Source organism: Janthinobacterium violaceinigrum (assembly GCF_009208555.1).
Lineage (GTDB): Bacteria > Pseudomonadota > Gammaproteobacteria > Burkholderiales > Burkholderiaceae_D > Janthinobacterium > Janthinobacterium violaceinigrum.
Genome location: NZ_WFLI01000068.1, coordinates 1 through 10,244, shown reverse-complemented (window position 1 = coordinate 10,244; position 10,244 = coordinate 1). Strand labels below are relative to the sequence as shown.

General features: G+C 66.0%; 11 protein-coding genes. 8 read left to right on the top strand and 3 right to left on the bottom strand.

Going from position 1 to position 10,244, the window contains the following annotated elements:
- From GCN75_RS28300 to GCN75_RS28290, 3 genes are all read right to left on the bottom strand, one after another.
- Window positions 1–1,053: ExeA family protein (locus tag GCN75_RS28300; protein ID WP_226941622.1), on the bottom strand; the 1,053-nt coding region annotated here is incomplete at its 3' end.
- Window positions 1,054–1,104: 51 nt separating this feature from the next.
- The gene (locus tag GCN75_RS28295) at window positions 1,105–1,629 is read right to left on the bottom strand and encodes a hypothetical protein (RefSeq protein WP_152285312.1); all 525 of its coding nucleotides are present in this window, start codon (window positions 1,627–1,629) and stop codon (window positions 1,105–1,107) included.
- A 230-nt stretch (window positions 1,630–1,859) separates the two neighbouring features.
- Window positions 1,860–2,147 (bottom strand): hypothetical protein, encoded by a 288-nt coding sequence (locus GCN75_RS28290; RefSeq protein ID WP_152285311.1) that lies wholly within the window; start codon window positions 2,145–2,147, stop codon window positions 1,860–1,862.
- Between the two features lie 350 nt (window positions 2,148–2,497).
- On the opposite strand from GCN75_RS28290, the gene GCN75_RS28285 reads away from it, so the two are divergent.
- The 8 genes from GCN75_RS28285 to GCN75_RS28250 all read left to right on the top strand — a co-directional run.
- Window positions 2,498–3,370, top strand: a complete 873-nt coding sequence (locus GCN75_RS28285; RefSeq protein WP_152285310.1) for a BadF/BadG/BcrA/BcrD ATPase family protein — start codon at window positions 2,498–2,500, stop codon at window positions 3,368–3,370.
- A 2-nt stretch (window positions 3,371–3,372) separates the two neighbouring features.
- Complete coding sequence (locus GCN75_RS28280; RefSeq protein WP_152285309.1) at window positions 3,373–4,107, top strand: GntR family transcriptional regulator; 735 nt, start codon at window positions 3,373–3,375, stop codon at window positions 4,105–4,107.
- On the top strand, window positions 4,104–5,216 hold the full coding sequence (nagA, locus tag GCN75_RS28275; RefSeq protein WP_152285308.1) for an N-acetylglucosamine-6-phosphate deacetylase: 1,113 nt from the start codon (window positions 4,104–4,106) through the stop codon (window positions 5,214–5,216). The genes GCN75_RS28280 and nagA overlap by 4 nt, the downstream gene beginning before the upstream one ends.
- Window positions 5,206–6,219 carry an SIS domain-containing protein gene (locus GCN75_RS28270; protein ID WP_152285307.1) on the top strand — a complete coding sequence of 338 codons (1,014 nt, stop codon included), beginning with the start codon at window positions 5,206–5,208 and terminating at the stop codon, window positions 6,217–6,219. The genes nagA and GCN75_RS28270 overlap by 11 nt, the downstream gene beginning before the upstream one ends.
- Before the next feature lie 143 nt (window positions 6,220–6,362).
- Window positions 6,363–7,622 (top strand): ABC transporter substrate-binding protein, encoded by a 1,260-nt coding sequence (locus GCN75_RS28265; RefSeq protein WP_152285306.1) that lies wholly within the window; start codon window positions 6,363–6,365, stop codon window positions 7,620–7,622.
- Between the two features lie 7 nt (window positions 7,623–7,629).
- Window positions 7,630–8,499, top strand: coding sequence for a carbohydrate ABC transporter permease (locus tag GCN75_RS28260; protein WP_152285305.1), 870 nt, complete (start codon window positions 7,630–7,632; stop codon window positions 8,497–8,499).
- 13 nt (window positions 8,500–8,512) lie between these two features.
- A complete protein-coding gene (locus GCN75_RS28255) occupies window positions 8,513–9,361 on the top strand; it encodes a carbohydrate ABC transporter permease (protein ID WP_226941621.1) in 849 nt (282 codons plus the stop codon).
- Window positions 9,358–10,244: glycoside hydrolase family 3 N-terminal domain-containing protein (locus GCN75_RS28250; protein ID WP_319633312.1), on the top strand; the 887-nt coding region annotated here is incomplete at its 3' end. The genes GCN75_RS28255 and GCN75_RS28250, both read left to right, overlap by 4 nt.

Sequence of the window (10,244 nt, the reverse complement as noted above, 5' to 3'; positions counted from 1 at the left end):
CCACGAACTTGGCCATGCCGTCGTTGATGCGGCGCCATCGTATTGCGCCGTGTGCGCAAAGACTTTTTTCGCCGCAGCGGCGGCGGCCGGCACGGAAGCGGCCAGGGCAGGCACAGGGGGCACGGCGGACGGACGCGGCATGAAATGCCAGGCCAGCGCGGCCGTGACCACGGCGCCGGCCAGCACGCCGCCCGCCACATGCGGCCAGCGCAAGCCGGCAACGCGTGGCGTGCCGGCGCCCGCCTCTGCAAACACTTCCTCGGCGGCACGACGCAGTATCTGGCGCGTCACCTGCGGCTGGTTTTCCACGTAGGCGCCCAGCAGCGCGCGGTCGCACAGCAGGTTGATGCGGCGCGGCACGCCATGGCTCAAGCCATGGATCTGCGCCATCAGGCGCGGCCCGAACGGCGTCTGCGCCGTGCCGCCCGCCACGGCCAGGCGGTGACGGACATAGCTGGCCGTTTCCTCGGCCGTCAGCGAACCGAGGTGATAGCGGGCAATCACGCGCTGCGCCAGCTGCTCGAGTTCCGGCCGCGCCAGCATGGCGCGCAATTCCGGCTGGCCGATGAGGATGATCTGCAGCAACTTGCGCTCGCTCGTCTCCAGGTTGGTCAGCAAACGCAGCTGCTCCAGCACGGCGGCGGACAGGTTTTGCGCTTCGTCAATGATCAGTACATTGTTCTTGCCCTGCGCATGGCTGGCCAGCAGGTGCGCATTGATGGCGTCGACATAGCCTTTCACGCTGGCCACGCCGGGCGCCAGGGCGATATGAAATTCCTCGCAGATCGAATGCAGCAATTCCTCGACAGACAGTTTCGGATTGAAGATATAGGCGAGCTGGCAGTTTTCCGGAATCTGTTCCATGAAGCAGCGGCACACGGTGGTCTTGCCGGCGCCGATTTCTCCCGTCAGCAGCACGAAGCCGCCGCCGCTGCCCACGCCATACAGCAGGTGCGCCAGCGCTTCGCGGTGGCGCTCGCTCATGAACAGGTAGCGGGGATCGGGGGCGATCGAGAACGGCGATTGCTTGAGCTGGAAATAATGCGTGTACATGGAGACCCTGCGGATGAAACGATCAAAATGCGCGGCGGCAAGCCGAACCCCTCATCGGGTGCGGGCGGGCGGCAACGGCTTGTATTTGGCGCAATAGACTTTCGCCTTGCTACGGAAGTAGACGATTTTACTGCCAGGCACGGAACCGCGGACGGGAAAGGCAGAATTGTCGAGTTTATTGAAACGCAGACCGGAAGCGCCGCGGATGGCCGGCTCCAGCTTTTCCGGCGTCGAGTCCGCCACCACGCCCATGAAGACAAGGGGACTGGTGTCGTCGCTGACGATCACGTCGGTAATGGGCGCGCCCCACAGGGTGGCGTCCGTGCGGAACCAGTAGGCGCCCCCTTCATGCTTGTAGGCAGGGCCGAAGGCCGTCAGCAGATAGGCATAGAAAGCCTTGTTGTCGATCTGGTCGATGCACAGCACGGCATTGCCCACCACTTGCCCGAAGGTGGACGGCGGCGCCTTTTGCTGCGCCAGCACGCCGGACACGGGCGTGCCCAAGGCCAGCACGGCGAACGCCGCCAGCAGGGCCGGCGAACGCCACGGGCGCGTCAATGAACGGCGCACGCGCATGATCAGCGCTTGCGCTCTTCTTTCTTGACCTTCTTGGCTTCCTTCTTTTCCTTCATGGTCTTGGCCGGTTCCTTCTTGGCTTCCTTCTTGCTGTCCTGTGCCTTGCTCATTATCAACTCCATGCCTGGGCGGAAATGCCTGGGCCATTATGACACTCCCCCATGAAAATGCCACCCGAAAAGCAAAACGGCCGCACAAGGCGGCCGTTCCAGTCACGCGTCAGCGCACTCTCAGTGCAGGCACAGGCGGCGGCGCGTCTTTTCGATCAGCGCCGCATCGTAGGGATACAGGTTCTCGATAAAGAACAATTCCGTTTCCGCCTCGTCTTCCAGGCACATTTCGATCATGACCGGGCCATCGCTTTCGCGGCCCAGGAAATCCTTCGGCCAGCGGTTCTTGCGGTGCGTGCGCATCAGTTCCACGCCCAGCGCCGCCAGCGGCGCCGACACGCCGGCGGCCAGCGCCTCTTGCTGCCAGTCGTCCCAATATGCGCTCTTTGCTGCCTTGTCGTTCATCATGCTCTTCCAACTCAGGTGTAAAAGGCGGACTTTACTCTTCATGGCGTCCCTTGCCAAGCATGCGCGGAAGCAACACTACAGCGCGCGGCACAGACCAGTCGCGAAAAATTGGCATTAAACAAGGCCAATTTCAATACCATTCTCAACAGGAAAAATATCCTTTATTAACAACCACTTGCAATCACGCCCTCGGGCATGGCGCGGCATGGCGCCGGGCATTTATTAATACCACTTAAATACCTGTTGACAAGCCATCGAGGCGACAATATAGTGCCTTCAGCTTTTTCGCCGCCCGAGAAATAAAAGAACCGAGAGACAGGCGCAATCAACCAAACGCGGGGCTGCATAACATGATCGAATACATAATCGGCGTCGACGGCGGGGGCAGCGGCACCCGCGTACGCCTGGCGCGCCTCGATGGCCACGAACTGGCGCAAGGACAAAGCGGCCCTTCCGGCCTGGGCCTGGGCATCGAGCGGGCCTGGACGTCCGTGGCGCATGCCGTCACCCTGGCCTTCCGCGCCGCCGGCCTGGAACAGCCGCCCCTGCAGCGCATGGCCATCGGCCTGGGCCTGGCCGGCGTGCACAATAAACAGTGGGCCGCCAGCTTCATCGAACACAATCCCGGCTATGCCGCCGTCGCGCTCGAATCGGATGCCTTGACCACCCTGCTGGGCGCGCACGCGGGCCAGCCTGGCGCCATCGTGGCCATCGGCACGGGCAGCGTGGGCGAAGTGCTGCATGCGGACGGCAGCCGCCACGAAGTGGGCGGCTGGGGCTTCCCTTCCGGCGACGAGGCGGGCGGCGCCTGGATCGGCATGCGCGCCATCAACCACGTGCAGCAGGTGGTCGACGGGCGCGTGCCCGGCAGCGCCTTCGCCACGGCCGTCATCGACGCCTGCGGCGGCCAGCGCGATGCCATGCAGGTGTGGCTGGCCGCCGCCAGCCAGACCACTTTCGCGCAACTGGCGCGGCTGGTGCTCGAACACGCGGCCACCAATGCAGTGGCGCGCACCATCCTGGTCGATGCGGGCCAGCAGATCGCCCTGATCGCCAGGGCCCTCGACCCGGCCGGCACCTTGCCCGTGGCCCTGTGCGGCGGCCTGGCGGCGCCCTTGTCGGCCTACCTGCCGGCGGAACTGATGCAACTGGTCGTGCCGGCACAGGGCGACTCGGCGGCAGGCGGCCTGCGCCTGATACGCAAGCACTTGCAGGAGCAATGACCATGCTGGCCAAACTGTCCTCCTTCAAACCCAATCCCGCCAGCGACACCCCGCTCTACATGCAGCTGGCGAACATGCTGTCGGACGGCATCGCCAGCGGCGACTGGCGCGCCAACCAGGCCTTGCCCTCGGAACGCGTGCTGTCGGAAATCCTGGAAATCTCGCGTGTCACGGCGCGCAAGGCCATCGACATGCTGTGCGACCGGGGCATGCTGACGCGCAAGCGCGGCTCGGGCACCTACATCACGCCCAAGCTGGAACAGCCGCTGTCGCGCCTGACGAGCTTTTCGGAAGAATTGCGCCAGCGGGGATTCACGGCCGGCTCGCGCTGGCTGCAGCGCGATATCGGCGCGGCCGCGCCGCTGGAACTGCTGTCGCTGGGCCTGTCGCCGCACATGCCGGTGGCGCGCCTGCGCCGCCTGCGCACGGCCGACGAGGTGGTAATGGCGATCGAGACCACCACCATCCCCGCGCTGTACATGCCGGACCCGCAGCAGGTCACCGATTCGCTGTACGGCTACCTGGAGTCGCGCGGCACCATCCCGATGCGCGCGCTGCAGCATATCCGCGCCGTCAACGCCACGGCGGAACAGGCCAAGCTGGCCAATATCAAGACGGGTGAAGCCATGCTGCACATCACCCGTGTCAGTTATCTCGACAACGGCGCGGCGGTGGAACTGACCCACTCGTATTGCCGCAGTGATTATTATGAATTCGTAGCGGAGTCGCGCAGATGAGCAGCACTATCAAAGGCAATATCCTTACCCCAGGCGGCTGGATCCACGGCGCCATCGCCTTCGGCGAGCGGGTCGACAGCATCACGGGCGATTCCCTCCACCCGTCGAACAACGGCGACGATTACATCCTGCCCGGCTTTATCGACCTGCACGTGCATGGCGGCGCCGGCAAGGACATCATGGAAGGCGGCGAAGCCGTGTACACGATCGCCGGCATCCATGCGCGCCACGGCACCACCAGCCTGCTGGCCACCACCATGACGGCGCCGCCGGAAGACATCGACATGGCCCTGACGGCCATCGGCATCGCGGCCAACAACCGCCGCCCGAACACGGCACGCGTGCTGGGCGCCCACCTGGAAGGCCCGTACATCAATTCCGGCAAGCTGGGGGCGCAGCCCAACTACGCGCGCGCCGCCACCCTGGCCGAAATCGAACGCCTGCAAACGCTGGCCAAGCTGCGCGTCATCACCGTGGCGCCGGAAATCGCCGGCCACCTGGAGCTGGTGCGCTCGCTGGCCGACGCCGGCGTGCGCGTGCAGATCGGCCACACGCTCGGTTCGTATGAAGACGGCGTGGCCGCGCTGGAGCATGGCGCCGTGGGCTTCACGCACCTGTTCAACGCCATGAGCGGCCTGCACCACCGCGAGCCCGGCATGGTCGGCGCCGCCCTGGCGCACGCCGAATACGCCGAACTGATACCGGACCTGCTGCACGTGCATCCGGGCGCCATCAAGGTGGCCCTGCGCGCCATCCCGCGCCTGTACTGCGTCACCGATTCCACCGCCGCCACCGGCATGCCGGACGGCGAATACATGCTGGGCCGCCACGCCGTGCAGAAATGCATGGGCGGCGTGCGCCTGCCCGACGGCACCCTGGCGGGCAGCACCCTGACCCTGGACCAGGCGCTGCGCAACCTGGTGGGACTGGGACTGGACCTGGCCGACGCGTCCAAGCGCGTGTCGACCAACGCCGCCGATTATCTGGGCCTGGAAGAACGTGGCCGGCTGGCCCCCGGCACTTACGCCGATCTGGTGGTACTCGATCGCGATCTCAAACTCAAAGCTGTGTATATAGAAGGAGAAATCTGTGACCTCAATGATGCTTAAAGAAGCCGTTTCCGCCGCCGAATGCGTCGCCCTGCAACTGGCCAGCGACACGGAACGCTACGCGGAACTGGGCCGCAAATTGAGGAGCACCTCGTTCTCGACCGCGCTGACCATCGCGCGCGGCAGCTCCGACCACGCCTGCAACTACGTCGCCTACCTGATCATGGCGCGCCTGGGCCGCGTCGTGGCGTCCCTGCCGATGTCGCTGGTGACCCTGAACAAGTCGCCGCTGGTGACGCGCGACACCCTGGCCATCTCGATCTCGCAATCGGGCCAGAGCCCTGACGTGGTCGAACCGATCCGCTACTTCCGCGACGGCGGCGCCACCACCGTGGCCCTGGTCAACGACATCGACTCGCCGCTGGCGCACGCCGCCGAGTGGGCCATGCCCCTGCGCGCCGGCAAGGAACAAAGCGTCGCCGCCACCAAGAGCTTCATTACCAGCCTCGTTGCCGGCGCCCGCATGGTGGCCCAGTGGCAGAATGATCCCGAGCTGCAGGCGGGCCTGGAAGCGCTGCCCGAAGCGCTGCTCGAAGCGACCCGCGTCGACTGGTCGCCCGCCATCGACGTGCTGGCGCCGGCCCGCAACATCATGGTCGTGGGCCGCGGCATCAGCTTCCCCGTGGCGCTGGAATCGGCCTTGAAATTCAAGGAAACCTCGGCCCTGCAGGCAGAGGCTTTCAGCGGCGCCGAAATCAAGCACGGCCCGATGGCCCTGATCGAAGACGGCTACCCGCTGCTGATTTTCGCCACGCGCGGCCCGACCCAGGCCGGCCTGCTGCAACTGGCAACCGAGATGCGCGGCCGCGGCGCCAAGGTCCTGCTGGCGGCCCCCGCCGACGTGGCCGAGCGCGACCTGACCCTGCCCGTGGCGGCCACGCCCGATCTCGACCCGATCGTCGCCATCCAGTCCTTCTACGTGATGGCGGCGAAACTGTCGGCCGCGCGCGGCATGGACCCGGATGCGCCGCGCCACCTGAGCAAGGTAACGAAAACAAACTGACGCGTCACAAGGCAGCAAGCGGCAGCTGCGCCCCCGGCATGGGGTGAAGCTGCCGTCCGCAGGACACGAATATAAGCGACGGCAAGGGCATGTACCCGCGCCGCAGACTCATGGACATTGGAGCCTCGCGCTCCAGGATAAAAATGACGATCAAGAGACTGTTGGCAGCATTTGCCTGTGCGGGCCTGCTCGCGCCGCAGGCATGGGCCGCCGAGAAAATCGAATTCTGGACCTTCAGCATGAAGCCCAAGTTCACGCCGTATTTCAATGCGGTGGTGGCGCGCTATGAGGCGCAGAATCCCGATGTCAAGATCGAATGGATCGACTTCCCGTGGGACGTCATCCAGACCAAGCTGGTCACGCGCATCGTGGCCGGCACGCCGCCCGCGCTGGTCAGCCTGAACGTGCCCTGGGCCGACGAATACGCGCGCGACGGCTTGCTCACGCCCGTCGATGGCCTGATCGCGCAGGCACGCGCCAGCTACATTCCCAGCGCCCTGGAAGACCTGCGCTTCAAGGGCCACACCTATGGCTTCCCCATGTACAGCAATGTCGCGGTGATCGCCTTCAATACCGACATCTTCAGGCAGGCAGGCCTCACGCGCGGTCCCGCCAGCCTCGACGAACAGTTGGCGTTCGCGCGCCAGATCGCGCAACGCACGGGCAAGGCGGGCATCGCCCCCGCGCTGTCGAAGATCGACGGCCTGTTCATGCAGCAGGGCCTGTCCGTCATCGCCAACAACCGCGCCGTCTTCAATTCGCCGCAGCACGTGGCGCTCGTGCAAAAGCTGGCCGACACCTACAAGGCCGGCGGCCTGCTGAAGGAAAGCCTGTTCGCCGAAGATAACTTCCCCGCCGTGATCGACGCCTACAAGGGCGGCCGCCTGGGCATGCTGCTGGCGCCGCCCACGGCCATGCAGCGCATCCGCGGCGACGCGAAAGACATCTACGCCATCACCGACGTGGCGCCCGCGCCGCTGGGCCCGACGGGCATCGCCGATGGCGGCTGGCTCGTGCACTTCGCCATTCCGAAGGGCGTGCCGGCGCGCCTGCTGCCGTCGGTCGGCAAGTTCGCGCGCTTCCTGACGAACGACGCCAACCAGCTGGACTTCGCGCGCCAGGCCAGCGTTTTCCCCACTACCGTCAAGGCGGCGGCCGACCCGTTTTTCCTCGCCACGCCGCAGAACGCGGGCGCGGCCGAAAAGGCCGTCGCTGCCGGCGCCCTGTCGATGGGCCATTCGCGCACCCTGTACGTGGCCGGCATCGACGACTACGACGAGCTGCGCCGCTCGCTGGTGAAAGCCGTCGAGGCAGGCGTGACGGGCAAGCAGGACGTGAAGCAGGCGCTGGACCGGGCCGTCGCCATCTGGAACAAGAAGCTGGCCACGCTGCCGCGCCACTGAGGACACCATGAAACTCGCCCACCGCCACACCGTGCAAGCCTGGCTGTTCCTGGCCCCCGCCCTGCTGCTGCTGGCCGCCTTTTCCTTCTGGCCCGTCGGCTACGGCTCCGTGCTGGCCTTTACCGATTACAGCCTGATACGCGAGACGCGCTTCGTCGGCCTCGATAACTTCCGCTACATCTTCAACAACGAGATGTTCGTCTCGGGCTTGAAAAATTCGCTGATGTTCCTGCTGATGGTGCCCTTCGTGCAGGTGGGCGCCATCACTTTGGCCGTGCTGGTGAACAACCGCCTGCCCGGCATCCGCCTGTTCCGCGCCGCCTTCTACGTGCCCGTGGTGACCACCGTTTCCGTGGTCGGCATCATGTGGGGCTTCATGTTCCACGAGCAGGGCGCGCTCAATTACGTGATGATGACGTTAAAACTGGTGAACGCGCCCGTGGGCTGGCTGACGAACGACAGCCTGGCCCTGTTTGCCGTCATGTTCGTCACCCTGTGGCGCGGCCTGGGCTGGTATATGGTGATGTACCTGGCGGCCCTGCAGTCGATCCCGTCGGACATGCAGGAAGCGGCCATGCTCGATGGCGCCAGCCGCTGGCAGCGCTTCTGGAAGATCACCGTGCCGATGCTGCGCCCCACCATCATGCTGTGCTCCATCCTGTCCGTGCTGGCGGCCCTGAAAGCTTACCAGGAAGTGGACGTGCTGACGCAGGGCGGCCCCATGAATTCCACCTTCACGGCCCTGTACTACGCCTACGACCAGGGCCTCAAGCACCTGAAGCTGCCGCGCGCGCTGGCGGCCAGCTTCGTCGTCTCGCTGTTCTGCATCGGCATCGCGCTGCTCTGCCTGCGCTACCTCAAACCCAAGCACCGCTGACAGGGGAATGACCATGAAAACCCGTTCCCGCCCCCTGAAAACCCGCTTGCAGCTGCTTGGCCAATATGCGGGCCACTATGCCGTGCTGTGCGCGATCGCCGTCGTCTGCGTCTTCCCGTTCTGGTGGACCCTGGTGACGGCCATTTCCACGGAAGGCAATATCTTCGCCTTCCCGCCCACCTTCTGGCCGAAGGCGCCGTCCTTCGACAACTTCATCGAAGTGTTCCAGGCCATCCCCATCTGGTCGTTCTTCAAGAACTCCGTGCTGATCGCCGTGTTCACCGTGTTCTGGAAACTGCTGCTGTGCTCACTGGCCGCGTATCCGCTGGCGCGCCTGAAATTCCGTGGCCGCAAGCTGGTGTTCGGCCTGATCCTCGCCACCCTGGTGCTGCCGTCGGAAGTGAACTTCCTCGTCAACTTCATCACCATCACGCAAATGAGCCTGGTCGATACCTACACGGGCGTGATCCTGCCCAACGTGGTGACGGCCGTGGCCATCCTGCTGCTCAAGCAGGCGTTCGAGGAAGTGCCGCAAGACCTGATCGATGCGGCCAGGGTCGATGGCGCGTCCGAGTGGGTGATCTTCAGCCGCATCATGCTGCCCCTGATTACGCCGTGGCTGGCCACCGTCGGCATCCTGACGGCCGTCGAATCGTGGAATGAATACATCTGGCCGTCCATCGTCATGAGCAAACCCGATGAATTCCCCCTGTCCGTGGGCGTGCTGTACTTGCGCGGCACCTTCGGCAGCAGCACGCGCGTGGTCGCGGCCGGCACCCTGATCACCATCGTGCCGACCCTGCTGGCGTTCCTGTTCACCCAGCGCTTCTTCATGCGCGGCATGGACGGCGCCGTCAAATGAGCGCCGCCATCGCCACCGACCTGCGCCTGCTGGCCGGGCAGCTGCTGATGACGGGCATGCCCGGCACCGAGCTCGATGCGGCCACGGCGCAATGGCTGCAGCAAAACGGCATCCGCGCCGTCTGCCTGCGCGCGGCCAATGTGCGCGATGCAGCGCAGCTGATGCGCCTGAACACGGACTTGCGGCGCGCCCTGGGTCCGCAGGCGCTGATCGCCCTGGACCTGGCCGGCATGCCGTCCACCTACCCGGCCTGGCTGCCGCAGCCGCCCGGCGCCATGCAGCTGTGCGCCGTCGGCGACGCGGAACTGGCCAACGGCACGGGCGCGGCGACGGCGCGCGGCTTGCGCGCACTGGGCATCAACTGGCTGCTGGCGCCCCTGCTCAATCTCGACGCCGCTGCCGCACAGGCGCCTGGCGCCGCGCACGCGTTTGGCGGCGACCCGCTGCTGGCGGCCGCCATGGCGCAAGCGTGGACGGCGGGCTGCCAGGCCGAGGGCGTGGCCTGCTGCGCCAGGCTGTACCTGCCGCAGCGCAGCGCTGGCGGCCCCCTGCCCAGCGTCGACAAGACCCGTTCGCAGCTGGAAGAGCACGATTTCGTGCCGTTTCGCCAGGCCGTCGCGCAGACGGCTTCGATGATGAGCGCACACGTGGCCTACCCGGCCCTCGACCCGCGCCAGCCCGCCAGCCTGTCGCACGCGGTCATGCACGGCCTGCTGCGCCAGCAGTGGGGCTACGGCGGCGTGCTGCTCACGCCAGGCATCGGCGCGCAGGGCGAGCATGTGGGCGCGCGCGCCCTGGCCGCCGGCACCGACATGGCCATGCTGGCCGACGCCGCGCAGCTGCCGGCCGCGCTGGACGACGTGAGCGCCGCGCTGGCATCGGG